The sequence below is a fragment of the Jiangella rhizosphaerae genome, assembly GCF_003579925.1.
Classification (GTDB): domain Bacteria; phylum Actinomycetota; class Actinomycetes; order Jiangellales; family Jiangellaceae; genus Jiangella; species Jiangella rhizosphaerae.
Genome location: NZ_QUAL01000129.1, coordinates 1 through 26,275, shown reverse-complemented (window position 1 = coordinate 26,275; position 26,275 = coordinate 1). Strand labels below are relative to the sequence as shown.

Sequence of the window (26,275 nt, the reverse complement as noted above, 5' to 3'; positions counted from 1 at the left end):
GGCCGATCCCGCCTTCACCGGACGCCGCGACGAGCTGCGGCGCGTCACGGCCTGGCTGACGCGTCGCGGCGACGGGCCGGCCGTCGTCGCCGTCAGCGGTCCTGGCGGCGTCGGCAAGTCCGCGCTGGCCCTGCGGGCGGCACACGCGGCCGCCGCGGCGTTCCCCGACGGCCAGCTTTACGTCAACCTGCGCGGCGCGACGCCCGGGGTTCCGCCGCTGCGGCCGCACGACGTGCTCGTCCGGCTGCTCGGCTCGCTCGGCGTCGACGAGCGGCAGGTCCCCGGCGACCTGTCCGCGGCCGCCGCGCGGTTCCGGGCCGCCGTCGCCGGGCGGCGGCTGCTGATCGTGCTGGACGACGCCGACTCCGCCGCGCAGGTCCGGCCGCTGCTGCCCGGCCCGGGCGCGGGTGCGGCGCTGCTCGTCACCGGTCGCCGGGTCCTCGCCACCATCTCCGGCGCCCGGCAGCTGGCCCTCGGGACGCTCCCGCCCGGCGAGGCGGTCGACCTGCTGGCCGCGCTCGCCGGGAAGCAGCGCGTGGCCGCGGAGCCCGTTGTCGCCGCCGAGGTCGTGGCGCTGTGCGGCCTGCTCCCGCTGGCCGTTCGCGTGGCCGGCGCGCGGCTGCTGTCGCGGCCGGACTGGACGCTCTCGTCGCTGCGCGACCGCCTCGACGACGCCCAGCACCGCCTCGACGAGCTCGAGCACGACGACCTCGCGGTGCGGGCCAGTTGCGACGTCGCGTACGACGCGCTGCCGCACGCGGCGGAGGTCTTCACCGGCCTGGGCCTGGCCGGCTTCGCCGACTTCACCGTCCACACGGCGGCCGCGCTGGCCGGTCGTCCCCTGGCGGCGACGCGGCGGGCGCTGGATCAGCTGGTGGAGACCCAGCTGCTGATCGCGGCGCCGGGCGACCGGTTCACGCTGCACGACCTCGTCCGTCTCTACGCCCGGGAACGCGCCGAGCGCACGCTGACCCCGTCCGCCCGCGACGACGCCATCCGCCGGGCCCTGCACCACTACCTGGCCACCGCGCGGCACGCGTCGCGCATGAGCATCGCGTGGTCCGATCGCCACGCCGCCATCGGACCGCGGACCGGCGAGCCGGGACGGGCCGCCGCCGACCTGCCCGACGGCCCGGCCATCTCGGCCTGGGTGCGGGCGGAGTCGGACAACATCGCCGCCGCCGCCGTCCACGCCGCCGCGCTCGACGGCGACGGCCCCGCCATCCTGGCCGGCCTGGCGGCGGCCATGGCGCACCCGCTGCGCAGCCAGGACCGCTGGACGGACCTCGTCGCGATCGGTGAGCTCGCTCTGGCGACGCTCGGCGACAGCGGGGACGCCCGGTGGCGGTCGAAGCTCCATCAGAGCCTCAGCGACGGCTACTTCATGCTGAACCGGCTGGACGAGGCGCACCGGCACGGCCTGGAAGCCGTCCGCGCCGCACACGAGGGCGGCGACCGCCACGGCGAGGCCGACACCCGCAGCGCGCTCGGCTTCGTGCTCCACCACCTGAACCGCACCGACGAGGCGTTCGTCCACTACCGGCGGGCGTTGCAGCTGCAGCGCGAGATCGCCGACGCGAAGGGGCAGGCGGTCACGCTCACCCGGCTCGGCGTCGGCCACCACCTGAGCGGCCGCCTCGACGAGGCCGTCGCGTGCCAGGAGCGCGCGCTCGAACTGGACGACAGCCCGCATCTCACCGGCATCGCCCTGTTCCGGCTCGGCGACGCCCACCTCGACGCCGGGCGGCCGGAGCGCGCCCTCGACTGCCTCGAGCGGGCGATCGAGGCGTTCCAGGCGTGCGGCTCCAGCGTCGACGAGGCGCTGGCCCGGTGGCTGCGCGGCGACATCCTGCGCCTCCTCGGCCGCGACGGCGACGCCCGGCACAGCTGGAGCCGTTCGGCCGACCTCCTGCGAGAGATGCGCAGCCTGACCAGCGACGAGGCCGGCGACCTCCTCGGCGCGCCGGTGCCGCGGATGCCGGCCGTACTCCGCCGCGGCCGCGACGCACGTCACCCGGCCTGACCAGCGGTCAGCGTCCGTGTAGGGCTCGTGTAGCGGCGGCTGCGATCGTCACGTCGGTTCAGCCGAACCAGACCACACTGAGTACCGGAGATAGTGCGTGAAATCGACGATCCGAACCCGAGCCCTCGCCCCGCTGGCCGGCATCGCCCTGCTGTTCGCGGCCTCCGCCTGCGGGTCCGACGACGAGGCTCCGCCGCCGTCGGCGCCGGAGTCCGACCTCGAGCTGACCATGACCGATCCGCCGGCGGATGACGCCGCCGACGAGGAGGCCGCGGCCGGCGGCGACTACTGCGAGACGCTGCAGTCCTTCGGTGACGACGTCCTGGCCGGCGCCGGGAGCACCGACCCCGACGCCGCCGCCGGGCTGGTGGAGTCCTACCGCGAGATCGCCGCCGTCGCGCCGGACGACGTCGCCGCCGACTGGACCGCGATGGCCGACGCCATGCAGACGCTGGCCGACATCGACCCCGCCGACCCGGAGGCCGCGGGGCAGCTGGAGGACCTGGGCGACCTCGCCGCGATCAGCCAGCGACTGGGCGAGAGCGTCCAGTCCGAGTGCGGCTGACCACCGATCTCGAAACCGGTGATCATGTCCCCTCGCGGCGCCTGAGCGACCGCGAGGGGACATGATCACGGGAGCGGACGCTCGGGGGAGGTCCGCTCCCGCGGTCCCTCACTCGCGAGGGCTGAGCTCCATCTGGATGGCCATGTCCATCTCCAGCGTCTGCTCCGTGGAGCCGTCGTCGACCGCCATGGCGATGGACGTGTTGCTGTCGGTACTGCCGGACACCGCGATCGGGAAGCTCAGCCGGCCCCCGGTGGTGCCGGTGCCGGAGCCGGAGCCCTCGATGAGCTCGACCGACGCGCCGCCCTGCTCGATGGTGGTGGGCTCGGCGTGCTGCACCGTCTCGACCGCGAGCTCGTAGGCGTCGCCGTCGAACGAGGTCAGCGTGTAGCTGAAGGTGTTGCAGAACGCGAACCCCTGCGAGTCGAGCGCCGTGGCGACCTCCCAGGTGGCGCCGGCGCCGACCGGCTCGGTGGGCAGCGGGACGGTGAGATTGGCCAGCTGGCTGTCGATCTGCTGCATGGTCGGAGCGAGCGTGGGATCGACGCCGGAGGTGTCCATCTTGCCGTCGACGAACGCGCCGCTGCGCGTCGTCGTGACGGTGCCGGTGATGCCGACCATGGAGTCGAGCAGGCCCTGCAGCGTCGGGTCGCCGCCCTCGACCTCGACGCGGTCGTAGGTGACCGACATGGTGATCTCGTCGTCGGTGACGTCGTCGACGGTCAGCGTCATCCCCATGATCATCGTGGGGGTGGGTGTGGAGGGCGCTTCCTGGCCGTCGAGGCTCATGGTGGAGTTCACGGTCATGCGCATATCGATGGCGGTGGTGGCGCCGGCCGTGGGCGACAGCTCCATCAGCGTCCGCGGCTCGTCGCCGGGGTCGGTGACGACGGCCTCCGGCGGGCCGTCGGCGCAGGCCGCCTCGCTGGCCGGCTCATCCGCCGGCTCATCGGCCGGCTCGTCCGTCGCCTCCGCCGCGGGCTGGTCGGAGGCCTCGGCCGTCGGCGTCGTGGTCTCGGAGGCGGAGCCGCCGCCGGAGTCGTCGCCGCAGCCGGCGAGGACGAGCAGGGCAGCGGCCAGGGGCAGGCAGCCGGTGATGCGGCGCACGGGGACTCCTCAGATCTGGTCGGGGCGGATCGCACTCTAGCGGCCGCCACCGACACCGGCTCAGCCGCGGCCGGTGATCTCCGCCCGGATCGCCGTGTTCACCTCGACGGTCTGCTCGGTGCCGGCCCCGTCGGAGGCCATCACGACCGTGTTGGTGGCGTTGCTGGACCCCCAGACGGCGACCGGGAAGCTCAGCCGGCCGGGCCGCGGCCGCTCCAGCTCCACGCGTAGGCGCCGTCGTCGCTCTGCTGCCCGGCCTCGCCGATCTCCAGCGGCCGGAACGTGTCGACCATCACCGCGAGCTCGTCGAAGTAGTCCTTGCCGAGCGCGCGCTCGATGGCGGCCGGCTGCGGCCCGTGGGAGTGCCCGCCCGGGTGCAGCGTGATCGAGCCCTGGCCGATGCCGGAGCCCTTGCGCGCCTCGTAGTCGCCGCCGCAGTAGAACATGACCTCGTCGGAGTCGACGTTGGAGTGGTAGTACGGCACCGGCACGGCCAGTGGGTGGTAGTCGACCTTGCGCGGCACGAAGTTGCAGATGACGAAGTTGTAGCCCTCGAAGACCTGGTGCACCGGCGGCGGCTGGTGGATGCGCCCGGTGATCGGCTCGAAGTCGTCGACGTTGAACGTGTACGGGTACAGGCAGCCGTCCCAGCCGACCACGTCGAACGGGTGGGTCGGGTACGTCACGATGCTGCCGACCAGCCCGGACGGCCCGTGCCCGCGGTGCTTGGTGTACACCTCGACGTCGGTGCCGGCGGTGACGAACGGCTCGGCCGGCGCCGTGAGGTCGCGTTCGCAGTACGGCGAGTGCTCCAGGAACTGCCCGAACCGCGAGAGGTACCGCTTCGGCGGCGTGATGTGCGAGTTCGCCTCGATGACGTACGCACGCAGCGGGCCGTCCCCCGTCGGGACCCAGCGGTGCACCGTCGCCCGCGGGATGATCGCGTAGTCGCCCTTGCGCACCTGGAGCAGGCCGAACATCGTCTCCAGCGTCGCCTCGCCGTCCTCGATGTAGACGCATTCGTCGCCGATCGCGTTGCGGTACAGCGGCGACGACTCGCCGGCGGCGACGTAGGCGATGCGCACGTCGCCGTTGCCGAGCAGCAGCCGCCGGCCGGTGACGACGTCGAACGCCTTCCAGTCCTTGCCCGGGAACAGCTCGTGCGGCTTGAGGTGCAGCGGCTTGAGCGGGTGGTTGGCGACGGTGCGCGCGTCGGGCAGCTCCCAGATGCGCGAGTCGACGATGGCCGACGGGACGCCCTCGTGGTAGAGCAGCGACGAGTCGGAGGAGAAGCCCTCCTCGCCCATCAGCTCCTCGTAGTACAGACCGCCGTCGGGCTTGCGGAACTGGGTGTGCCGCTTCGGGGGGACCTGGCCGACGCTGCGGTAGAACATCTCCGTCACCTTCTCGGCAGTTGTTCGAATATCGGACGCACTTGCCCGTATATCGACCAGCGTCGAGGATGGACGTGACGGGTGTCAAGGGAGGCTGAAACCGGCGATGACCATTCCTGCGATCTTCCAGCGGCTCATCGACGATGCCGCCGTGTTCCCGCCGGGCGACCTGCCACTGGCCGACGCCGTCCCGGCACACGCGGCGCACCGGACGGCGTGGTACTCGACGCTGGTCGGGCCGCTGCTGTGCCCGGCATCGTCGCTGGAGTCGCTGGCGTTGCTGGCCCGCTCGCTGCCGTCGCCGCTGGAGGTCGCCGTCGTCGTCGACACCGGGACGGCCGGCGTGCTGGCCGCCGTCGACACCGTCGCCCAGGAGCCGCACCTCGTGCTGCGCGGGGTCGAGGTGCCGCTGCGCGGATCGCCGCTGGGCGAGAACGCGCGGCGGACGGTGGCCGCGCTCGACGCCGCACTGGGCGGCCCGGACGACGACGAGCCGGCCTACGTCGAGGTGCCGCGCGAGCCGGGATGGGAGCAGGCGCTGGACGTCGTCGCCGACGCCGGGTACCGCGCCAAGCTGCGCACCGGCGGGCCGTCCCCTGAGGCCGTCCCGTCGGACGACGAGGTGGCCGCGTTCGTCCTCGGCTGCCTCGACCGCGGCGTCCCGTTCAAGTTCACCGCAGGTCTGCACCACGCCGTCCGGCGGCCCGCGGAGCACGGGTTCCTCAACATGCTGCTCGCGGCCGGTACGGCGGTGGGCGGCGGCGAGGCGGCCGACGTCGCCGCGGCGCTGTCGCTGGACGACGGGGCGCGGCTCGCGGCCGCTGTGACGGAGCTGCCGGCGGCGTCGGTGCGGCGCTGGTTCGCGTCGTACGGGTCGTGCAGCATCGCCGAGCCGCTAGCGGAGCTGATCGCCCTCGGGCTGGTCGCCGATCCCGGTAAGGTCGCGCGGTGACCTGGTTGGACGTCGGCGACGACGCGCCGTTCGACGCCTGGACGCTGCCCTACGGCGTGTTCTCCACCGACGGCCAGGAGCCGCGGGTCGGCGTCGCCGTCGGCTCGTGGGTGCTCGACCTCTCGCCGGTGGCCGGCGCCGAACTCTTCGACCGGCCGTCGCTGAACCCGTTCCTCGCCGCGGGTCGGCCGACGTGGGACGCGGTGCGCGCGCGACTGCTGTCGCTGGTCGGCGATCCACGGCACCAGACGGTCGTCGAGGCGCACCTCGTCCCGCTGCGCGACGTCGTGCTGCACCTGCCGTTCGAGGTGGCCGACTACGTCGACTTCTACGCCTCGCAGACCCACGCCGAGAACGTCGGGCAGCTGTTCCGGCCCGACTCCCCCGCGCTGCCGGCGGCCTGGAAGCACCTCCCGATCGGGTACCACGGCCGGGCCGGCACCGTCGTCGTGTCCGGGACGCCGATCGTGCGGCCGTCCGGGCTCCGGCGGGTGGGCGGGCCCGGCGGGGCGGTCGAGTTCGGGCCGTCGCTGCGGCTGGACATCGAGGCCGAGGCCGGATTCGTCGTCGGGACGCCGTCGGCGCTGGGGTCGCGAGTGCCGGTGGGGGCGTTCGAGGACCACGTGTTCGGGATGGTGCTGGTCAACGACTGGTCGGCGCGCGACGTCCAGGCCTTCGAGTACGTCCCGCTCGGCCCGTTCCTCGGCAAGTCGTTCGCCACGTCGGTGTCGCCGTGGGTGGTGCCGCTGGCCGCGCTCGCGCACGCTCGGGTGTCGCCGCCGCCGCGCTCGCCCGCCGTCGCCGGCTACCTGCGCGACGAGGAGCCGTGGGGCCTGGACGTCGAGTTCGAGGTGGTCTGGAACGGGACCGTCGTGTCGCGGCCGCCGCTGCGTGACCTGTACTGGACGCCGGCGCAGCAGCTGGCCCACCTCACCGTCAACGGCGCGTCGCTGCGCACCGGCGACCTCTACGCGTCGGGGACGGTGAGCGGACCCCGCCCGGGCGGCAGCGGCTGTTTCCTGGAGCTGACGTGGAACGGCGCCGAGCCCGTGACCCTGGCCGACGGGTCGCAGCGGTCCTTCCTCGAGGACGGCGACCTGGTGACCATCCGCGCGACGGCGCCGGGCCCGAGCGGACGCCGGATGAAGCTCGGCGAGGTCACCGGCACCGTCACCCCGTCCCGATGATCATGGGTGTCAACGGGGAGGTCAGGCGTGGCCGGCGTGCTCGTGGGCAACGTGGCCCTCGGGCTCGATCTGGAACGTGCTGTGCTCGATGTCGAAGTGGCCGGCCAGGCACGCGTGCAGGCCGTCCAGCACCGAGTCGGCGCCGCAGCCGGGCTCGGCGGACTCGGCGATGACGACGTGGGCGGACAGCACCGGCACACCGCTGGTGATGGTCCAGGCGTGCAGGTCGTGGACGTCGACGACGCCGGGGATCTCGAGGATGTGACGGCGGACGTCCTCGAGGTCGACGCCCTTGGGGGTGGCCTCGAGGAGGACGTCGAACACCTCGCGCAGCAGCATCGCCGCCCGCGGCAGGATGAGCAGGCCGATGAGGATCGAGGCCAGCGCGTCGGCGCGGACCCAGCCGGTCGTCAGGATGACCACGGCCGCGGCGACGACGGCGAGGGAGCCGAGCGTGTCGCCGAGCACCTCGAGATAGGCGCCGCGCACGTTCAGGCTCTCGCGCTGGCCGGACCGCAGGAGCAGGAGCGCGCCGATGTTCGCGACCATGCCGACGACGGCGACGGCCAGCATGATGCCGGTCTCGATCTCGCCGGGGTCGCCGAGCCGCCGGACGCCGCCGACGATCGCCAGCACTCCGATCACGCCGACGACGACGCCGTTGGTCAGCGCGGCCAGGATCTCCGCCCGCTGCCAGCCGAACGTCCGCGCGGTGTTCGCCGGCCGCGTCGCGATGGCCGTGGCCAGCAGCGCCAGCGCGACGCCCAGCCCGTCGGCCAGCATGTGCCCGGCGTCCGCGAGCAGCGCCAGCGACCCGGAGACCAGCGCGCCGGCGACCTCGACCGCCAGTACGACGACGATGATGACGAGCACCGCCTGCATGCGCCGCCGGTACGCGTACGACGCGGTCGCGCCCTGCGGCAGGCCGTGCCCGTGACCGTGCCCGGCGCCCATCAGTGCACCTGCCCGGGTCTGGTCGCGGGCGCGGCGGCGTCGGGCCGGGCACGGTGCCCGACGGTGTCCGCGTGCGGCACGTGCCCCGCGCTCACGCCGTCCGGACGCAGCCGTGCCGGCGAGCCGGCCGCCGCGAGGACGTCCTCGGCGGCGGCCAGCATCGCCCACAGCTCGGGCCGGACGAGCGCGTAGAACGTGGACCGGCCGTGCGGGTGCGGCTCGACCAGCCCGGCGGTGCGCAGGCTGGCCAGGTGGCCGGAGACCGTCGACTGGGCCAGGCCGAGCTCGGCGGTGAGGTCGACCACGCGCCGTTCGCCGTGGCCGAGCAGCCGCACGATCTCCAGCCGCGCGGGGTCGGCGAGGCTGTGGAACAGCTGCACCGCCGCCGCGTCGACGGACGCCCGATTCATCGTCACATGACGATGATAGCGCCGTCCGCCGATGAACTGCTCAGGGGATGGCCGGCTTGCCCGCCGTCCACACCCAGACGTCGAAGAACTCCTCCAGGTCCTGGCCGGACAGCTCCTCGGCCAGCGCCTGGAAGTCCTCCGTCGTGGCCACGGAGTCCTTGTACCGCGTCGGCCACTCCACCGAGAGCGCGTCGAACGCCTCGTCACCGATCTCCAGCCGCAGCGCGTACAGCGTCGCCGCGCCCCGGTCGTAGACGGCGCCGGCGAAGAGCCCGAGCGGCCCGGGGTCGGCGACGATCGTCTGCCAGAACCCGTTGTCGGCCGGGATCGCCATGACGTCGGCGAAGTTCTCCGCCGCGGTGGTGCGCCCGTCGTGCTCGGACCACAGCCACTCGGCGTAGGTGGCCCAGCCCTCGTTCAGCCAGATGTCCTGCCAGCGCGCCGGGCTCACGGAGTTACCGAGCCACTGGTGCGCCAGCTCGTGCGCCACGGTGCCCTCGTTCGCCCGGGTCGAGTAGATCGGCCGGGTCTGCGTCTCCAGCGCGTAGCCGACGCTGTCGTCGTCGACGATCGCGCCGTACGACGAGAACGGGTACGGCCCGAACTTCGTCTCGAAGAACGCGATCATCTCGGCGGTCTGCGCGAGTCCGGCCGACGCGGCGGGCGCGAGGTCGCGGTCGATCGCGTCGATGTTCAGCAGCCCGTCCGGCGTCGTCCATTGCCGCAGCTCGTAGTTGCCGACCGACGCCGTCACCAGGTAGCTGGCCATCGGTTCGCGCGACGACCACTCCCACGTCGTCCACCCGTTCGCCGTCGAGGAGCCGACGAGGTCGCCGTTGCCGACCGCGACCAGCCCTTCCGGCACGGCGACGGCGACGTCGTAGGTCGCCTTGTCGGTCGGGTGGTCGCTGACCGGGAACCAGGTCATCGAGCCCTCCGGCTCGCTCGCCACCATGGCGCCGTCGCGCGTGGTCACCCAGCCGTAGAGCGCGCCCTCGATGTCGGTGGGCCGGCCGGTGGCGCCGCCGTACGCGACGACGACGTCGACCGCCTTCCCGCGCGGCAGGATCGTCTTCGGCGTGACGATCAGCTCGTCGCCCTCGCGGGCGAACTCCGCCGGCCGTCCCCCGACGACGACGGACTCCACCTCCAGCCCGCGCAGGTCCAGGTTGAAGCCGGTGAGGTGCCGCGTCGGCACGATCGTCACGGTCGCGACGGCGTCCAGCTGCCCGGCCAGCGGGGCAGGGGCCGCCGCCGGCGGCTGGTAGCGCAGGTCGAGGTCGTAGTGCACGGCGTCGTAACCGCTGTTGCCGGCGAACGGGAAATAGGCGTCGCCCGCGCCCGACCCGCCCGGAGCCGGCCTGGACGACTGCCCGTCCGCCGCACTCGCCGGGACGACGGCAGCTGCCAGCAGCGCCGCGGCGGCCGCCGCGACGACGCCGGACCTGACACAAGATCTCATCGAGGACGCTCCCCGGTCATAGACGACAGTGTGATCACCGCAGCCTGCCGGAGATCGGGACAAATGGGAATGCCTCCGGCCGGAAACGCGCTTTGTGCGCTCGGTGTCCGGTGGTGCCAGGACTGCGGTAGTGGATTCGCTACGGGTTGGCGAGGCCTGCGTTGCCCCCTGCTGCGTTGGCCGGGCTTGTGGCGTTGGGCCCGTCCCCCTGCCGCCCATTCTCTTGGCCGCGTGCGCGCGCCTCAAGCGGACTAATGGCGCTTCGCGCGACGATGACCGCTTGACCCGCGCGCACCCGGCCGAAGAACGGGCAGCTATCAGGGGGACGGGGGCGGTGTGGCGACGGGGCCGGGGGCGTCGGCCCCGTTTCGGTGTGGCGTTGGTGTCGTTGAGTGCCCACCTAGTGAGATTTCGCCGTGATTCCGGAGCCATCACGAGGATTACCCCAGCATCACCACGGCTGTAGGGGTGTTGAAGCTCACGAAATCCTCGTGATGTAGACGATCGCCGATGATCATCGCCGTCCACAGCCCGACAAACAGCGCGAAACGGGCACGCCAACGCCGAGGCGTGCCCGCATCCTCCCCGTCCCCTGACAGCTGCCGTTCTGGCAGCAGGGGGACGGGGAGCCCACCACGGATGGCTGCGACACTGGGCCGATGGCACTGAGCGATTTCGGCGTCACAGAGTTCCAGCTGGTTCTGTTGCGCCGCATGCAGGACTACCAGCCGGAGCTGGTCGAGGCGGCATGGGAGCGGCTCGGTGTCACCCGCTCCGACGCCCGTCAGGCCAACGCGTTCTGGCAGTCGCTGGAGCGGTCGCGCCGGGCGCCGCGCGGGCTGGATCGCTACCGCATCGTGCTCGGTGCGCCGGTCGGTGAGAGCGAGGTGACGATCGGCGACCTGCCGTGCCGGCTGTTCCATTGGTATCTGCCGCTCTGGCCGACCCTGCGCTGGGAGGTGCTGACCGGCGCGAGGGGCAGTGTCGTCAACGGCTGGCTGGCCCGCGAGCGCGGCGGCGCCGTGCCCGAGCTGCCGGCCGACGGCGACCTCGAGCCGTGGTCGTGCGTCATCGGCGACGTCGAGCGGACCTACGCCGACGTCAAGCATCTCGAGGGCGACGCGCCGAGCCGGTGGCACGTCGCGTTCACGACGCCCACCGGCCGGGCGCGGCTGGCCCGCTTCGTCTACGGCCTGGTGCAGACGACCGAGGCCAGGACGGTCAGAGGTTCCCGCGACGCTCCTGCTCGCGCTCGATCGACTCGAACAGCGCCTTGAAGTTGCCCTTGCCGAAGCCGAGCGAGCCGTGCCGCTCGATCAGCTCGTAGAACACCGTCGGGCGGTCGCCGATGGGCTTGGTGAAGATCTGCAGCAGGTAGCCGTCCTCGTCGCGGTCGACCAGGATGCCGCGCTTCTTCAGCTCCTCGACGGGGACGCGGACGGTGCCGATGCGGGCCCGCAGCTCGGGGTCGTCGTAGTAGGCGTCGGGGGTGTCGAGGAACTCCACGCCCTCGGCGCGCATGGCGTCGACGGTGCGCAGGATGTCGTTGGTGGCCAGCGCGATGTGCTGGCAGCCGGCCTCGCCGTAGAACTCCAGGTACTCGTCGATCTGCGACTTCTTCTTCGCGATGGCGGGCTCGTTGAGCGGGAACTTCACCCGGTGGTTGCCGTTCGCGACGACCTTGGACATGAGCGCGGAGTACTCGGTGGCGATGTCGTCGCCGACGAACTCGGCCATGTTCACGAAGCCCATGACCTTGCGGTACCAGTCGACCCAGTAGTCCATCTTTCCCAGCTCGACGTTGCCGACGCAGTGGTCGACGGCCTGGAACAGCCGCTTCGGGGCGCCGTCGCGCTTGACGTAGGACGAGGTGCGCGCGACGTAGCCGGGCAGGTACGGCCCCGAGTAGCGCGACCGGTCGACGAGGGAGTGGCGGGTCTCGCCGTACGTCGCGATGGCCGCGAGGCGGACGGTGCCGTGCTCGTCGGAGACGTCGTGCGGCTCCTCCAGGACGGTGGCGCCCTGCGCCCGCGCGTGTGCGACGCACTTGTCGACGTCGGGCACCTCGAGCGCGAGGTCGACGACGCCGTCGCCGTGCCGGCGGTGGTGGTCCAGCAGCGGGCTGTCCGGCAGCACGCCGCCCTTGATGACGAACCGCGCCGAGCCGCTGCGCAGCACGAACGCCTTGTGGTCGCGGTTGCCGGTCTCGGGGCCTGAGTAGGCGACCAGCTCCATGCCGAAGGCCGACTGGTAGAAGTGCGCGGCCTGGGTGGCGTTGCCGGCGACGAACACCACCGCGTCCATCGCCGTGACCGGGAACGGGTCCTTGCTCTCGTCGTACTCGACCAGTCCGACGAGCTGCTTGAGCTGCTCGAGATCGAGGTCGGCGTCGCGTTCTTCGGGCGTCAGAGCGTGATCGATGGCCGTCATGTCAGGACTCTGCCGGGGCGCCCGCGGGGTGAGCAAGTGGCGCACGTCACTCTGGTCACGGTGTACGGTATGAACACCATTGGCGGTGAATCGCTGTACAGATTGCCCAGTCGGGAGGGCACATGATCGACGGCCTCGACGCGCGCATCCTCGAGCTGTTCACCCGCGAGCCCCGCATCGGCGTGCTGGAGGCCTCGCGACGGCTCCAGGTGGCCCGCGGGACGGTGCAGGCCCGGCTCGACCGCCTCCGCGACACCGGCGTCATCGCCACGTTCGCCCCGACGGTCGACCCCGCCGCCCTCGGGTTCCGGGTGACGGCGTTCGCCTCGCTCGACATCCGCCAGGGTGCCCGCGAGTCCGTCGCGGCGCACCTGAGCCGCATTCCCGAGGTGCTCGAGGTGCACACCATCACCGGCCAGGGCGACCTGCTCTGCCGCATCGTCGCCCGCGACAACGACGACCTGCAGCGCGTCATCGACGACCTCGTGGGCGACGCCGACATCGTCCGCACGTCGACGCTCATCGCGCTGTCGACGGTGGTGGGGCCGCGGGTCCTGCCGCTCGTGGAGTCGGCCGCGGCGAGCTCGGCGAACGCGCCGCGTACACGCTGAGGGCGCCGATCACCACGAGCGCCCAGCTCCCGGTGACCGGGAAGTAGACCAGGCTGAGCGGCACGCCCAGCGCCAGGAGGTACCAGCCCAGCGAGGCTGGCACCCGGCCGGTCTCGTGCACGGCCGTCCGCGCGAGGCTCGCCAGCGCGAACAGCGCGATGCCGGCCGCCATGAACCAGATGGACGCCTCGCGCAGCGCGTAGGACGCGGCGCCGGTGTCGACGTTGGCCCGTACGAACCCGTCGGCGACCAGGCCGGACCAGTCGTGGGGCTGCGCGAAGGCCCACCCGACGTGCAGGACGGCGGTGACGGTGATCAACCGCGGGATCCAGCGGTGCAGGGCGGTCATCGTGGCGTCTCCCCTCCGGCCGGGCGCAGCAGCAGCCGGTAGATGTCGCGGAGCTCGTCGGCGGGCACCGGCGGGACGACGTGACCGGCGCCGACCACCACGAGATACAGCGCCTTGCCCATCAGCCGGGCCTCGTCGTCGGTGCCCCCGGCCGCTCGCCACAGCGCCCGCAGGTACTCCGCTCGCGTCCGGTCGACGCGCTCCTGCACCGCCCGCACCTGCGGGTCCTGCAGCGCCCAGGCGCGGACGGCGACCTCGGGGTCGGGCGCCCCGGATCCGGACTCGTCGGCGAGCACGAGCTCGACCAGGTGGTCCAGTTTCGCCCGGGGCGCCGATGCTCCGTCCTCGACGGCGGCGATGTAGCGCTCGGTCCACTCGGCCTCGAAGTACTCCAGCAGCGCGGTCTTGAAGTCGGCCAGGCCGCGGAAGTGGTGGTAGAACGACCCCTTCGTGACGCCGAGCCGGCCGGTCAGCCGGTCGATGGTCAGCGCCGGCGCGCCGCCCTCGGCCAGGACCGCGAGGCCCTCGTCCAGCCAGTCCTGTTTGCTCGCCATGCTCATCGCCTCCATCCGTACCATACCGTATGGTATGGCCCGGATGATGGCCGGGCTATCGCAGGGAGCCGGTCACCGACCACAGGTCGTACTCGAACAACGAGTCGCAGGCCGGGCCGGAACAGCTGTCGGTGAACACCACCTCCACCGAGCGCGCCTCCGCCAGCCGGCCGTCCCAGGTGCGCCGCAGCCCGGCGTTGTGGTTGCGCGGGAAGCCGGTGAGCGCGGCGTCGACGTTCGCCTCGACCCGCCAGGAGCCGCGGCCGCGCAACGCGTCGTCGACGTCGATGCTGGCGACCTGGACGCTCGGCCCGATCCACCAGGGGTTCTCCCCCTCCGGCGGGTACGGGTGCTGCTCGCGTACGACGTAGAACCGCTGCCGGCCGCGGTCGTAGGCGACGTCATAGCCGTTGAGCCAGTCCGGGCCGCCGTCGTGGCCGGTCAGGCCGGTGGTCGGCAGCAGGACGGGATCGCTGGTGCGCCACCGCTCCATCCGGCTGAGGTCCAGGACCTGGTGGTAGGCCCGGGTGCTGGTGTCGCCGCGGGTGTAGAACAGCACGACCCGGCCGGTGCCCGGCACCAGCGACACCGCGCTGGGCTGCCCGACACCCCACTGGTCGACGCGGTCGAACGTCACCAGCGGGTCGGGGTACTTCACCCACGGCCCGGCGGGATGGTCGGCGAACGCGACGCCGACCTGGTTGTGGGCGCTCGCGTCGACGTCGTTGCCCAGGTAGAACATCGCGTAGCCGTAGGTGTGCCCGGCGTAGCCGAACCGGCCGCGCACCACGCTCGGGTCGCAGACGTGGAAGCTGTCCCAGGCGCCGGCCGGCCCCGCCTGCAGCACCGACCGCGACGACACGACCTCGCCGTCGACGATCTCGGTCAGGTAGATGTGGTCCTTGATGCGGCGGAACTCGTCGTTGTGGCAGGTCCAGATCCAGGTCGTGACGCCGTCGTCGACCACCGAGGGCGCGTAGGAGTAGAAGCCGGCCGGCGGGTCGTAGACCAGGTGCAGCGATTCGGGGTCCCAGCGGACGTCGGCGCCGGCCGGCGTCGCCGCGCCGCCCAGGGCGAGCACCGCGGCGGCGGCCACCGCCAGGGTCGTCATGGGTCGTCTCGTCATCGAGCGCTCCTCGGGGTCAGGCGGGCCACGGCCCGGGTGGGCGGAACGACTGGTACAGGTGGGGCAGCGCCTCGTTGAGGGCGCGTTCGTACTCGGCGGGGTCGTCGCGGACGAAGACCGATGTGCGTGACGGGCCGTCGACCAGCTCGAACGAGTACAGGCCGGTCTCGTGCGGGGTGACGCGGCATGGCACGAGGTCGTTGCGGACGACGTGGTCGCCGGGCTCGACGTCGCCGGCCGGCACGATCCGGTGCGTGCCGTCGGGCCGTCGCACGATGCGCCGTCCCGACACCTGGATCCACACGGCCGTCTCCCAGACGGCGTGCCGCCGCGCGTAGACGCCGGCCATCACGTCGGCCGGCAGCTCCTCCTCCAGCACGCGCAGCCAGTCGGGCCGGGCGACCCGGCCGAGGGCGTAGCCGAGGTAGCGGCGCAGCGCGGGGTGCATGCCGGCGATCCACGCCAGGCTGTCCAGCCAGTAGAACGTGTTGTGCTCGTCGTAGGCGTAGCAGCTCTCCTCGGTGGCGCACGGGTACAGCGCCACCGGCAGGTCCGCGCTGAGCACCCGGATCATCGCGATCGGGTCCTGGAGGACGTTCCACTCCGGGTAGGTGGGCGTCGTGGTGCCCGCACACAGGTGCAGGCGGGCGAGCTTCTCCGCGAACACCTCCGGCGCCCGGTTCAGGGCGACGGCGATCGGCCGCGCCGACCCGAACGAGAGCACGTGCACCGGCTCCGGGCTCTCGCGCAGGGTGCGGATCAGCAGGTCGACGCCGAACTGCTGGAAGGCCGGCGCGTCGTCCATGGTGTCGTCGACGGCGCGCATCCGCCGGAACGGCGCGACGGCGAACGGCACGTCGCGGCCGAAGATCGCGTTGAGCTGGCTGACCGGCACGATCCCGGGGTCGCGCGGGCCCGGATAGCCGGGGACGCCCCCGTCGACGAGGTCGCGCTTCTCCTGCAGGGCGTCGAGGATCACCGCGCGCAGCTCGACGCCGGGCAGGCCGTAGGCCATGACGAGGTCGACGTTGTCGCCCGGGTCCTCCGGAGGGTGGTAGAGGTCGGTGACGGAGACGACGGGGACGCTCATGCGCGGCTCCGGGGGCGTACGGCTCGGGCCATGGCGGGGTAGGACGCCTGGGCGCCGGGGCTGCCGACGGAGGCGGACGCGGCAGCGATGGCGTCCGGCAGCGTCGTGGCGAGGGTCCGGCCCGCGGCGAGCCCGGCGGCCAGCGCGCCGACGAACGCGTCGCCGGCGCCGGTCGTGTCGACGACGTCGGCGGGCGGCGCCGGGCACCGGGTCACCGTCGTCCCCTCCACCACCAGCGCACCGGCCGCCCCGAGCGTGACGACCACGCTGCGGCACCGCCCCGCAATCCCGGCGGCGACGGCGTCGACGTCACGGTCCGCGGGCGAGGCGTCGCCGGCCAGCGCCGCCGCCTCCAGCTCGTTGACCACCAGCGGGTCGGCGGCGGCCAGCACGTCGGCCGGCAGCGGGCGGTACGGCGCCGCGTTCAGCACCAGCCGCGCCCCACGGCCGGCCGCCACCCGGGCCACCGCGGCCACGGCCTCGTCCGGGATCTCCAGCTGCGTCACCAGCACGGTCCCGGCCGGCACGCCGGCCAGAGCGCGCTCGACGTCGGCGGACGTGACGGCGGCATTCGCCCCGGCCGCCACGACGATCGCGTTGTCGCCGTCGGCTCCGACCGTCACCAGCGCGGTCCCCGTCGGCACACCGTCCAGCACCCGTACGGCGCTGCCGTCGACGCCGGCCGCGGCCAGCGCGGATCGCACGCGGTCGCCGTCGGCGTCGGCTCCCACCGCGCCCACGAACCGCACCGAGGCACCGAGCAGCGCGGCCGCGACCGCCTGGTTCATGCCCTTCCCGCCCAGGCCCTCGGAGTACGACGCGGCCAGCACCGTCTCGCCCGGCGCGGGCGGACGCGCGACGCGGGCCACGCGGTCGAGGTTCGCCGACCCGACCACCACGACGTCACCCATGGCCGTCAGTCCTTGATGCCGGTGGCGGCCAGCGACTCGGTGAAGTGCCGCTGGAAGGCGAGCAGGAGCAGTCCCGGCACGAGCGTCAGCACCACTGAGCCGGCGAAGATCTGCCCGAAGTCGACCTCGAGCTGCCGTCGCAGGTTGGCGAGCGCGATGGGCGCCAGATGGTGCTCACTGTCGGTGCCGATGAGCAGCGGCCAGACGTAGGCCTGCCACTGCGACAGGAACAGCATGAGCCCGGCGCCGACCAGCGCCGGCCGGCACAGCGGCAGGTAGACCTGCACCAGGATGCGCCCCCAGCCCAGGCCGTCGATGCGAGCCGCCTCGAGCAGCTCGCGCGGGATGCCGAGGAAGAACTGCCGCAGCACGAAGATGGCGAACCCGTTGGCGAGGCCCGGCAGGATCAGCCCCAGGTAGCTGTTGGACAGCCCCCAGTCGCGGAACTGCCCGGACATCGGGATGGCGATCGCGTCGAACGGGATGAGGAAGCTCAGCACCACCAGCCCGAACACGAGCTCGCGGCCGCGGAAGCGCAGCACGCTGAGCGCGAACGCCGCGAACACCGACAGCGCCAGCCCGAGCACCACCGTCACGGCGGCGACGAACAGCGAGTTGCCCACCGCGCGCAGGAAGTAGCCGTTGAACAGCGCGGAGTAGTTGCTGACGTCGCCGCCGACCGGGATCAGCGCCTCCCAGCCGAACGGCGACGTGTACGCGAACGCGGTGTTGCGCGGCCGGAACGAGCTGGCCACCACCCACCACAGCGGGATGAGGAACAGCACCGAGACCAGCACCGCCGCCGCGGTCCTCGGCGCCACGGCCCGGGCGTTCACCGGCCCTCCTTCGAGCCGAGCAGCCGGAACTGCACGCCGACGACCACCAGCATCACGAGCATGAGCAGGACGACCTCGGCCTGGGCGAGGTTGACGTCGCCGATGCGATAGGCCTGCTGATAGATGTCGTACATGATCAGGTTGGTGGCGCCCTCCGGGCCGCCGTTGGTGAGGATCTGGATCGGGGCGAAGATCAGGAAGTTGCCGACGGTGTTCGCCACCAGGACGAACGCCAGCGGCCGGCGCAGCAGCGGCAGCGTCACGTACCGGAACCGCTGCCACGCCGAGGCGCCGTCGATCTGCGCGGCCTCGTAGTACGTGCGCGGGATGTCCTGCAGCCCGGCGATCAGGAAGATCATCCAGTAGCCGACGGCCACCCACAGCACCGTCACCATCACCGACGGCGGCGCCTGCCCGGCCGAGGTCAGGAACGGCTGCTCCGGCAGGCCGAGCGCGGTCAGCAGGCCGTTGGCCAGGCCGTCGGGCTGGTAGACGACGCTCCAGATGACGCCGGAGACCGCGACGGGCACGGCCGCGGGCGCGAACACCAGGGCCCGCCACAGCCCCGCCGCCGGCAGCCGCTGGCTCAGCAGCAGCGCCAGCCCCAGGGACAGCACGACGGTCGCCGGGTTGACGACCAGGTTGAACAGGACGGTGACGACGATGGTGTTGACGAACCCCGGGTCGCCGAAGAGGAACCGGTAGTTCTCCAGCCCGGCCCACCCGGACCCGCCGGTCAGCCCGGACTCCTGGAAGCTGGCGACGACGGCGCTCACCGCCGGCGCCAGCCGCAGGAACACGATGGCCAGCAGCGCCGGGCTCAGGTAGAGCAGCGCCGTCGCGAGCTGGCGCGACCGGATCCGCTTGGGCCGGGCCGGTCCGGCCGCGCGGCGGGTGCGTCCGCGGCGCTCGCCCGCGGACGTGCCGGCCGGGATCGTCGAGGTGCGGGTGTCGCTCATGGAGACCGGGCCGCTCATCGGAGCCGGGAGAACGCCGACTCGAGCTCCTCCTCGGCCTTGGACAGCCGTTCCTCCGGGTCGGAGCCGTTGCGGATGTCCTCGAAGACGTTGACCATCATCTCCTCGAACTGGATGTAGCCCAGGCTCGGCGGCCGGTGGACGGCGGTGTTCTCCAGCTCGTGGAGCATGAGGTCGCCGGCGCCCTCGGTCACGCCCGGGACCGACGCGTCGAGCCGGCCCATGTACTCGTCGAACGCCTCGGCGTTCGTCGGCGGGATGAAGATCTTCTCGATGGTGGCGAGGCTGCCCTCGGTGGTGAGCGCGGCCCATTCGAGGAACTCCTTGGCCTCCTCGACGTGCTCGGAGTGCGGGCTGATGCCCCACGACCACGAGTCGGTGGGCGTGGCCGGCTCGCCGTCGGCGAAATAGGGATGCGGCGCGATGCCGAACGCCGCGTTCTCGGCCTTCCAGCCCGGGATCACCCACGGCCCGCCCACGTAGAACGCCGCCTTGCCGGCCGCGAAGAGCGGGCCCATCTGGTCCGGCGCGATGCCGCGCGGTGCGACGCCGGACTCGTGGATGTCGCGGAACCAGGTCATGGCCCGCACCCAGCCGTCGTTGGTGAGGTCGGGCGTCAGCAGATCGTCCCCGGACAGCCCGGGCCCGCCGCCCAGCGATTCGGCCAGCGGCTGCAACTGGTAGTAGCGGTTGATCTGCTCGATCAGCAGGCCGTGCTCCGCACCCGCGGCCTGCGCCTGCCGGGCGGCCTCGACCACCTGCTCCCAGGTCCAGCGCTGCGCCGGGTCCTTCGACGGCGGCGTGATGCCGGCCTGCTCGAGCAGCGTGGGGTTGTAGTAGAGGTACTGCTCGGACGTCCAGATGGGCAGCGACCAGAGCTTGCCGTCGACGACGTTCGGCTCCAGCGACGACGGGATGGTCGCCTCCTCCGCCTGGTCCATCAGGTCGCTGATGTCGAGCAGCTGCTCGCGCGCGACGATGCCGGGGATGCGCGACGGGTCGACGGTGTAGACGTCGATCGAGCTGTCGCCCTGGCTCAGCCGCGACTGCAGCGTGCTCTGCAGCTGGTCGAACGGCACGTTGGTGGCCTCGATGCGCACGCCCGGATGGCTGGCCTCGTAGGCCTCGATCAGCGGGTCGAACGAGCCCGCCACCTCAGGGTGGATGAACTGCAGCGTGACGGTGCCGCCGTCGTCCTCTCCGTCGCCGCCGCCGGCCTCGGTGCCGCCACCGCAGGCGGCCAGCGCGATGACGGCGACACCGGCGACGGCCAACCGGCCGGCCCGGCGGGTGGCGGCCGGTCGGCGGACGGTTCCCTCGTGGACGTTCATGGTCATTCCTCCTCGGTCGCCGCGACAGTGCGGCGGACGATTCAGCGCAACACGAGTTGCGCTCGTTCTACACGAGTTGACGACGCTCCGCAACCATCGGGCGCCGGGTCGTTCACAGGTGGTTCAGGACGTGCTCGGTGAACAGCTCGAGGAAGCCGTCGGCGTCGACGCCCACCGAGACCTCGGCGTTCGTCGCGGGTAACGGCCGGCCGAGCACGTCGGTGTCCCAGCGGATCGCACTGGCGCCCTGCGACGGCCCGGTGGTGGTGTCGATCTCGACCCACGCCGGGCGCGTCTTCACCAGCTCGGGGGCGACGACGGAGGCCAGCGTCAGCGTGTCGAACATCGGGATGCCCGCTTCGCCGCCGCGCTCCAGGGCGTCGAGCCACGGCGCGCACGACGCCGTCACGTAGTCGGCCAGCGGGCTGCCGCCGAGCCCGGCCAGCCGGTCGCCGGTGAGCCGCACCTGGTGACAGACCTCCAGCGTGACCAGCGTGATGGGCCAGCCGGCGGCGAACACGACGGCGGCGGCCTCGGGGTCGCACCAGAAGTTGAACTCCGCCGCCGGCGTCACGTTGCCCGGTTCGCGGCCGGTGCCGCCCATGACGACCACGCGGTCGACGGCCTGCGCGATGGACGGCTCCAGCTGCACCGCGAGCGCGACGTTGGTCAGCGGGCCGATGGCGACCAGCGTCACCGGCTCCGGACTGCCGAGCACGGTGCGCGCGATGAGCTCCGGCGCGCTGGACGGCGCCGGCGGCTCGGCCGCGGGCGCGAGCCTGGGCAGTTCGCGCTTGGCCGCCTGCCAAGCCAGCTGGTCGGTCCGGTACGGCAGCAGTGGTGCGGCCGGGCCGGCGGCCAGCGGCACGTGCTCGCTGCCGTGCAGCCGCAGCAGGTGGCGTGCGTTGGCGTAGCCGAGATCGAGCGGCACGTTCCCGTTGACGACGGTGACGGCGGCGAGGTCGACGTCCGGATGCTCGAGCGCCATGAGGATGGCGAACGCGTCCTCCGGATCGCCGCCCAGCACCCCCATCGCCGGGTCGGTGTCCAGGACAACCCGCATGTTCTCTCCTCTTCGGTGAAGCGACAGGCATTGTCTACACGTGTTGAACCGGAGCGCGCAAGTCGTTGCTTCCAGCGCGTCCATGCTCACGGCGGCCGGCAACGGCCCTACAATCACGGCACGGACTTACTCGTGTAGAACCCCTGGGAGGCTGGCGGCGTGGTCAACCGCAACGACGTGGCGCGGCACGCCGGCGTGTCCGTGGCCGTGGTGAGTTACGTGCTCAACGACGGCCCCCGCCCGGTCTCGGCCGCCACGCGGGCGAAGGTGCTCGACGCCGTCCGCGAGCTGGACTACCGCCCCAACCGGGTGGCCAGCGCGCTGCGGTCGCGGCGAACGTGGTCCATCGGCCTGGTGGTGCCCGACAATTCCAACCCGTTCTTCGCCCAGCTCGCCCACGCCATCGAGGACGACGCGTTCGCCCGCGGCTACTCGCTGCTGCTGGGCAACGCGTCGGGCGACCGCGCGCGGGAGCAGACCTATCTCGAGACGTTCCAGGACCGGCAGGTCGACGGTCTCATCGTGGTGTCGAACCGGCCCACCGCCGAGCTGGCCCGCGCTGTCGAGGGCGGCGTCCCGCTGGTCGTCGTCTCCGATCACCCGGTGGCCGGGCTGCCCGCGGTGTCCACCGTCAAGGCCGACAACGCCGGCGGCGCCCGGCTCGTCACCGAACACCTGCTCGGGCACGGGCACCGGCGCATCGGCTGCGTGCTCGGCCCGCGCGACAGCGCACCGTCGGGCGAGCGGTACGCCGGCTGGCGGCAGGCCCTCGAGGCCGCCGGCGTGGCACCCGACGACGGCCTGGTGCGCTGGACCAGCTTCAGCCGCAGCTCCGGCCACCTCGCCGGCATCGAGCTGCTCTCGCGGGACGAGCCGCCCACCGCAGTCTTCGCCGCCACCGACCACCAGGCGTTCGGGGTGCTGCGCGCCGCGGCCGACCTCGGGTTGAACGTCCCCGGCGACGTCGCCGTCATGGGCTTCGACGGCATCGCCGAGGCCGACTACAGCGTCCCCCGGCTGGCGACGGCGAAGCAGCCCATCACCGACATGGCGGCCCGGGCGGTGGAGCTGCTGCTGCGCGAGCGCCACGGCGGCACCGAGGTGCACGAGGTGTTCCCGATGACGCTGCTGACCCGCGGCTCCTGCGGCTGCCCCGACCCACGGACGACCGTCACCCGACTGCCGTCCCCGTGACCACCGACCGTCCCGCGCCCCACCGTGTTGATCTTGGAGTTGTTCGCTCGTGGGCCCGGCGTGGGCTGGGGCTCCCCGTCCCCCCTGCTGCCCCCATTCTCTTGCCGCGCAACCGCGCCTCAAGTCCGCCATGGAGTCGCTTCGCGACGAAGGGCGGACTTGACCCGCGGCTTCGCGGCCGAGAACGGGCAGCTATCAGGGGACGGGGAGGATCTGGGCACGCCTCACGCGTGGCGTGCCCGTTTCGCCCCGTTTTGTCGGGCTGTGGACGGCGATGATCATCGGCGATCGCCTACATCACGAGGATTACGTGAGCTTCACCATGACTGTAAGGGTGTTGAGGCTGGGGTAATCCTCGTGATGGTCCGCGAATCACGGCGAAATCTCACCAAGTGGACACTCAACAACACCAACGCCACACGCAACGCGGCGAACGCACGCGGCGTCGTCGCCGCTCTTCCCCCGTCCCCCGGATAGCTGCCCGTTCTTAGCCGCGGGCGCGCGGGTCAAGTCCAAGCGCCCCAACCACAGCGGAGCCCGACCACAACGCGCGCGGACTTGAGGCGCGCGCCCGCGGCCAAGACAATCGGGCAGCAGGGGGACGGAGCCAACGCAGAAGAGGGGATGGCCAACGCAGCAGGGGACGGCCAAGCCCGAGGGTCAGACGTAGCGTTCGAGGATGCTGGACTCGGCCAGCCGCGACAGCCCCTCGCGGACGCTGCGGGCGTGGGACTCGCCGACACCCTCAACGGCCTGGAGGTCGTGGACGCTGGCGGCCAGCAGCTTCTGTTCGGCCATTGCGAGGTGAAATGTCCGATAGATGGCCGAACAACTCCAAGATCAACTTGGGTGGCTGGACGGGTCGCCGCACCAGGAGATGAGGGCGGCGCGGAGTTCGGCGTCGCGGCGGATCATGGGCCGGATGTCCGTGGCCCAGGCGACGTAGCCGTCGGGGCGGACGAGCGTGAGGCCGTGCGAACGGTCGACCGTCGTGACGAGGTCGACCCGGCCGGCCCACGGGTCGACCAGGCCGTGGTGGTCCTGACCGGTCAGCAGCACGAACCGGCCGGTGCGCAGCGCCTCGTAGAGCCGGGTCTTGGTCCCGGACTCGGTGACGACGGAGACGTCGGGGACGCGCCGGCCGACCAGCACGTGGTCGCCGCGGGACCGGCCGTAGCCGATGGCCAGGCCGGACACGAACTCGCCGGCCTTGCGCTGCAGGGGACCGATGCTGGCGGCCACGGCGCCGGCGACGTTGCGCACCGCGCGCAGGGCCGCGGACCCCGTCAGCGCCATGCGCAGCAGCGTCCCGCTCCCCTGCACGACGCTGGCGCCGACGGCCCGGCGCTCGGTGTCGTAGCTGTCGAGCAGCCCGGGCGGCGCCCAGCCGTGCAGCTGCGCGGCGAGCTTCCAGCTCAGGTTCGCGGAGTCCTGCAGGCCGGTGTTCATGCCCTGGCCGCCGGCCGGCGAGTGCACGTGCGCGGCGTCGCCGGCCAGGAACGCCCGGCCCTCGCGGTAGCTCGGCACCAGCCGCTCGTCGCTGTGGAACCGCGACAGCCAGCGCGCGTCGTGCATGCCGAAGTCGGTGCCGAGCACGCGGCTGGCGACGTCGCGGATCTCGTCGAGGCCGACGGGGTCGTCGTCGGGCCGCTGCGTCCCGCGGTCCCAGGCGATGACGCGGAACCAGCCGTCGCCGAACGGGGCGACGAAGGCGAACCCGTCGTCGTTGGCGTTCGCCACGAGCACCTCGCCGGGCGGTTCGGCCAGCCGGACGTCGGCCAGCATGACCGACCGCACGACGGCCTCGCCGGGGAACGGCAGTCCCAGCGCCTCGCGGACCGTGCTGCGCACGCCGTCGGCGCCGACGAGGTAGGACGCGCGCAGCTCGCGCCGTCCGCCGTCGCCGGACACCCGCACCGTGACGCCGTCGGCGTCCTGGGCCAGGCCGGTGACCTCGGCGCCCTCGACGAGCGTGGCGCCGGCCTCGCGGGCACGGGCCGCCAGGACGTCCTCGACGTTGTACTGCGGCGTGACCAGGACGAACGGGAAGCGGGTCGGGAGCTCGGACAGGTCGACCTCGACGTTGCCGAACAGGCTGAGCGCGGCCACCCGCCGGCCGGTGTCGATGACGTTCTCGGCGATGCCGCGGGCGTCGAACATCTCCAGTGTCCGCGCATGGACGGCGAACGCGCGGGTCAGCGGGGAGCGGCCGGTGCGTCGCTCGAGCAGCGTGCAGGCGATGCCGGCGGCGGCGAGGTCGCCGGCGAGCAGCAGGCCGGCCGGCCCGCCGCCGACCACCACGACGTCCGGCGTCTCACTCATCGATCCCTCCCGGCCCTCTGGTTGCTCGGCTGTCGTCGTGCCGGGCGTGGCCAGCCACGGTCGCCCCGACTCGGCGTCTCGCCGGTCTGCCCGGCCCTCCTGGGGTCCTTTCGGCACGGTACCCGCCTCGGCGCCTCCTGTACCTGTCGGCGTCATCACACTCGGCATCACACCTGGTCATGTCCGCCGTCGCGGGCTGGTCGACTTGCCTCGCCCCCGGGGTGTCGGGGTTGAATGTCTCCGATGTCCAGTCGAGCCTCGGGCGGCGCGCTCGCCGCCTGCCTCATCACCGCGGCCATCGTCGGCTTCGCCGGCGGCGGCTACTTCGGCTCGCAGTCCGGCGGCGGCGACACGCCGTCCGCGTCCGAGACGGCCGCCCCCGACGACACCACCCCGGTCGGCGAGACGCCCGACGGTGGCGAGACGCCCGCCGAGACCGAGACCCCCGCCGGCGATGGCACCATCACCCTGTCCGCCGACCCCACGCAGGTCGCGCCGAACGGGGACATCAACTTCGCCGTCACGTTGAACCCGCCCGAGGAAGGCGTGGAGTTGCTGATCCAGCGCAGCGTCGACGGCAGCGAGTGGGAGCCCTTCCCGAACGTCAGCGCCATCGAAACCGATGCGAACGGTACGGGCACCTCGCGGGTGAACTCCCAGCGCGAGGGCGTCAACAGCTTCCGAGTCGTGCGCGCCGACGACGAGTCCGTCGTGTCCAACGAAGTCCAGGTCACGATCGGCTGAGGCGCGCCGTCGGTGGCGGATGCTTCAATAGGCGACGATGTCCCGACCAGCCTCAGGCGACGCTCATGCCGCCAAGCACGCCGCCGGCGGCCGCCGTGCGGCGGGCCGCGGTACCGGCGACGCTCCGGACGAGCGCTCGGCCACGGCGGACGGCGGCTCGGGTGCGGCCACTGACGACGACCTCGGCATCGCCTCCTGGCTCGCCGCCGGCACTCCGGCTCCGGACGAGACCGGGCCCCTGCTGTCTCCGTTGGGCGGGCTGATCGCTTCCGAGCCGGACCGCGCCATGCCGGCAGACCGTGCGGCCCAGCCGGACCGTCGTACGGGGTCGGGCCGGGTCGCCAAGCACAGCCGCCCGATCGACACATCGCCGCACGGCGAGCCCACACCACAGCGGGGCCGGCGCTCGGCGTCGGGACGCATCAACATCGAGCCGGACGACCCGCTGGGGCTCGCGGCCGACCCCGACCGCTCGGCCGCCGCCGCGTCTCCGACGGCCACGCACGACGCCCCCACCGCGTTCCGGGCCGACGTCAGCGACGATCCCGATGCCGGCGCCACCACGCGCACCGCACCCGAGCCGCCCGCCGGCTCGTCCACTGTCGCCGCCGAGCCGGAGCCGTCCACCGCACGCGCCGGCTCGCGGTCAGCCGGCGGCCGACGCGCCGCCGGTCGCCGCGCCG

Annotated in this window: 25 protein-coding genes and 2 pseudogenes; 9 read left to right on the top strand and 18 right to left on the bottom strand. The window is 72.8% G+C overall.

Annotated elements, in window-relative coordinates; genetic code table 11:
* Both DY240_RS13230 and DY240_RS13225 read left to right on the top strand, forming a co-directional pair.
* On the top strand, window positions 1–2,023 hold a 2,023-nt coding region (locus DY240_RS13230; protein ID WP_147375312.1), incomplete at its 5' end, for a tetratricopeptide repeat protein.
* Between the two features lie 97 nt (window positions 2,024–2,120).
* Entirely contained in the window at window positions 2,121–2,588 is a 468-nt protein-coding gene (locus DY240_RS13225) for a hypothetical protein (RefSeq protein WP_119660342.1), read from the top strand.
* A gap of 108 nt (window positions 2,589–2,696) precedes the next feature.
* Here DY240_RS13225 and DY240_RS13220 read toward each other — a convergent pair whose 3' ends face one another.
* The 3 genes from DY240_RS13220 to DY240_RS13210 are packed head-to-tail and all read right to left on the bottom strand — an operon-like array spanning window position 2,697 to window position 5,089.
* A complete protein-coding gene (locus DY240_RS13220; protein ID WP_158602842.1) occupies window positions 2,697–3,695 on the bottom strand; it encodes a DUF6263 family protein in 999 nt (332 codons plus the stop codon).
* 60 nt (window positions 3,696–3,755) lie between these two features.
* Window positions 3,756–3,920 carry a hypothetical protein gene (locus tag DY240_RS31950; RefSeq protein WP_158602841.1) on the bottom strand — a complete coding sequence of 55 codons (165 nt, stop codon included), beginning with the start codon at window positions 3,918–3,920 and terminating at the stop codon, window positions 3,756–3,758.
* A complete protein-coding gene (locus DY240_RS13210; RefSeq protein WP_119660339.1) occupies window positions 3,887–5,089 on the bottom strand; it encodes a homogentisate 1,2-dioxygenase in 1,203 nt (400 codons plus the stop codon). Before DY240_RS13210 ends, DY240_RS31950 begins: the two co-directional genes overlap by 34 nt.
* A gap of 106 nt (window positions 5,090–5,195) precedes the next feature.
* On the opposite strand from DY240_RS13210, the gene DY240_RS13205 reads away from it, so the two are divergent.
* A complete protein-coding gene (locus tag DY240_RS13205; RefSeq protein WP_119660338.1) occupies window positions 5,196–6,041 on the top strand; it encodes a hypothetical protein in 846 nt (281 codons plus the stop codon).
* Complete coding sequence (fahA, locus tag DY240_RS13200) at window positions 6,038–7,228, top strand: fumarylacetoacetase (RefSeq protein ID WP_119660337.1); 1,191 nt, start codon at window positions 6,038–6,040, stop codon at window positions 7,226–7,228. Before DY240_RS13205 ends, fahA begins: the two co-directional genes overlap by 4 nt.
* 21 nt (window positions 7,229–7,249) lie before the next feature.
* Here fahA and DY240_RS13195 read toward each other — a convergent pair whose 3' ends face one another.
* The 3 genes from DY240_RS13195 to DY240_RS13185 are packed head-to-tail and all read right to left on the bottom strand — an operon-like array spanning window position 7,250 to window position 10,054.
* A complete protein-coding gene (locus tag DY240_RS13195) occupies window positions 7,250–8,182 on the bottom strand; it encodes a cation diffusion facilitator family transporter (RefSeq protein WP_119660336.1) in 933 nt (310 codons plus the stop codon).
* On the bottom strand, window positions 8,182–8,592 hold the full coding sequence (locus DY240_RS13190; RefSeq protein WP_119660345.1) for an ArsR/SmtB family transcription factor: 411 nt from the start codon (window positions 8,590–8,592) through the stop codon (window positions 8,182–8,184). Before DY240_RS13190 ends, DY240_RS13195 begins: the two co-directional genes overlap by 1 nt.
* A gap of 40 nt (window positions 8,593–8,632) precedes the next feature.
* Window positions 8,633–10,054, bottom strand: a complete 1,422-nt coding sequence (locus DY240_RS13185) for a M1 family metallopeptidase (RefSeq protein ID WP_119660335.1) — start codon at window positions 10,052–10,054, stop codon at window positions 8,633–8,635.
* A gap of 659 nt (window positions 10,055–10,713) precedes the next feature.
* Here DY240_RS13185 and DY240_RS13180 point away from each other — a divergent pair.
* A complete protein-coding gene (locus tag DY240_RS13180; RefSeq protein ID WP_199701425.1) occupies window positions 10,714–11,331 on the top strand; it encodes a hypothetical protein in 618 nt (205 codons plus the stop codon).
* On the opposite strand, the gene hppD is transcribed toward DY240_RS13180, so the two are convergent.
* Entirely contained in the window at window positions 11,276–12,484 is a 1,209-nt protein-coding gene (gene hppD, locus DY240_RS13175; protein ID WP_119660334.1) for a 4-hydroxyphenylpyruvate dioxygenase, read from the bottom strand. The genes DY240_RS13180 and hppD overlap by 56 nt on opposite strands.
* 122 nt (window positions 12,485–12,606) lie before the next feature.
* Here hppD and DY240_RS13170 point away from each other — a divergent pair, with 122 nt between their 5' ends.
* The gene (locus DY240_RS13170) at window positions 12,607–13,095 is read left to right on the top strand and encodes an Lrp/AsnC family transcriptional regulator (RefSeq protein WP_119660333.1); all 489 of its coding nucleotides are present in this window, start codon (window positions 12,607–12,609) and stop codon (window positions 13,093–13,095) included.
* Here the strand turns inward: DY240_RS13170 and DY240_RS13165 are convergent.
* From DY240_RS13165 to DY240_RS13125, 9 genes are all read right to left on the bottom strand, one after another.
* Window positions 13,004–13,444: a DUF6463 family protein gene (locus tag DY240_RS13165; RefSeq protein WP_119660332.1), complete on the bottom strand. Its 441-nt coding sequence runs from the start codon at window positions 13,442–13,444 to the stop codon at window positions 13,004–13,006. The genes DY240_RS13170 and DY240_RS13165 overlap by 92 nt on opposite strands.
* A complete protein-coding gene (locus DY240_RS13160; protein ID WP_199701423.1) occupies window positions 13,441–13,998 on the bottom strand; it encodes a TetR/AcrR family transcriptional regulator in 558 nt (185 codons plus the stop codon). The genes DY240_RS13165 and DY240_RS13160 overlap by 4 nt, the downstream gene beginning before the upstream one ends.
* Before the next feature lie 55 nt (window positions 13,999–14,053).
* A complete protein-coding gene (locus DY240_RS13155; RefSeq protein WP_147375310.1) occupies window positions 14,054–15,124 on the bottom strand; it encodes a glycoside hydrolase family protein in 1,071 nt (356 codons plus the stop codon).
* Window positions 15,125–15,140: 16 nt separating this feature from the next.
* On the bottom strand, window positions 15,141–16,214 hold the full coding sequence (locus DY240_RS13150; protein ID WP_119660330.1) for a nucleoside hydrolase: 1,074 nt from the start codon (window positions 16,212–16,214) through the stop codon (window positions 15,141–15,143).
* Window positions 16,211–17,125, bottom strand: coding sequence for a ribokinase (locus tag DY240_RS13145; RefSeq protein WP_119660329.1), 915 nt, complete (start codon window positions 17,123–17,125; stop codon window positions 16,211–16,213). Before DY240_RS13145 ends, DY240_RS13150 begins: the two co-directional genes overlap by 4 nt.
* A gap of 5 nt (window positions 17,126–17,130) precedes the next feature.
* Window positions 17,131–17,961, bottom strand: coding sequence for a carbohydrate ABC transporter permease (locus DY240_RS13140; protein WP_119660328.1), 831 nt, complete (start codon window positions 17,959–17,961; stop codon window positions 17,131–17,133).
* Window positions 17,958–18,920, bottom strand: a complete 963-nt coding sequence (locus tag DY240_RS13135; RefSeq protein ID WP_119660343.1) for a carbohydrate ABC transporter permease — start codon at window positions 18,918–18,920, stop codon at window positions 17,958–17,960. The genes DY240_RS13140 and DY240_RS13135 overlap by 4 nt, the downstream gene beginning before the upstream one ends.
* 14 nt (window positions 18,921–18,934) lie before the next feature.
* Window positions 18,935–20,269: an ABC transporter substrate-binding protein gene (locus DY240_RS13130; RefSeq protein WP_158602840.1), complete on the bottom strand. Its 1,335-nt coding sequence runs from the start codon at window positions 20,267–20,269 to the stop codon at window positions 18,935–18,937.
* A 112-nt stretch (window positions 20,270–20,381) separates the two neighbouring features.
* Window positions 20,382–21,332, bottom strand: a complete 951-nt coding sequence (locus tag DY240_RS13125; protein ID WP_158602839.1) for a nucleoside hydrolase — start codon at window positions 21,330–21,332, stop codon at window positions 20,382–20,384.
* Between the two features lie 159 nt (window positions 21,333–21,491).
* Here DY240_RS13125 and DY240_RS13120 point away from each other — a divergent pair, with 159 nt between their 5' ends.
* Entirely contained in the window at window positions 21,492–22,526 is a 1,035-nt protein-coding gene (locus tag DY240_RS13120) for a LacI family DNA-binding transcriptional regulator (protein WP_119660325.1), read from the top strand.
* A gap of 660 nt (window positions 22,527–23,186) precedes the next feature.
* Here the strand turns inward: DY240_RS13120 and DY240_RS13115 are convergent.
* Both DY240_RS13115 and DY240_RS13110 read right to left on the bottom strand, forming a co-directional pair.
* A pseudogene (locus DY240_RS13115) lies at window positions 23,187–23,315 on the bottom strand (DNA integrity scanning diadenylate cyclase DisA); the annotation flags it as partial.
* A 51-nt stretch (window positions 23,316–23,366) separates the two neighbouring features.
* Window positions 23,367–24,848: an FAD-dependent oxidoreductase gene (locus tag DY240_RS13110; RefSeq protein WP_119660324.1), complete on the bottom strand. Its 1,482-nt coding sequence runs from the start codon at window positions 24,846–24,848 to the stop codon at window positions 23,367–23,369.
* Window positions 24,849–25,091: 243 nt separating this feature from the next.
* On the opposite strand from DY240_RS13110, the gene DY240_RS13105 reads away from it, so the two are divergent.
* Window positions 25,092–25,592: a hypothetical protein gene (locus tag DY240_RS13105; RefSeq protein ID WP_119660323.1), complete on the top strand. Its 501-nt coding sequence runs from the start codon at window positions 25,092–25,094 to the stop codon at window positions 25,590–25,592.
* A gap of 37 nt (window positions 25,593–25,629) precedes the next feature.
* A pseudogene (locus DY240_RS13100) lies at window positions 25,630–26,275 on the top strand (hypothetical protein); the annotation flags it as partial.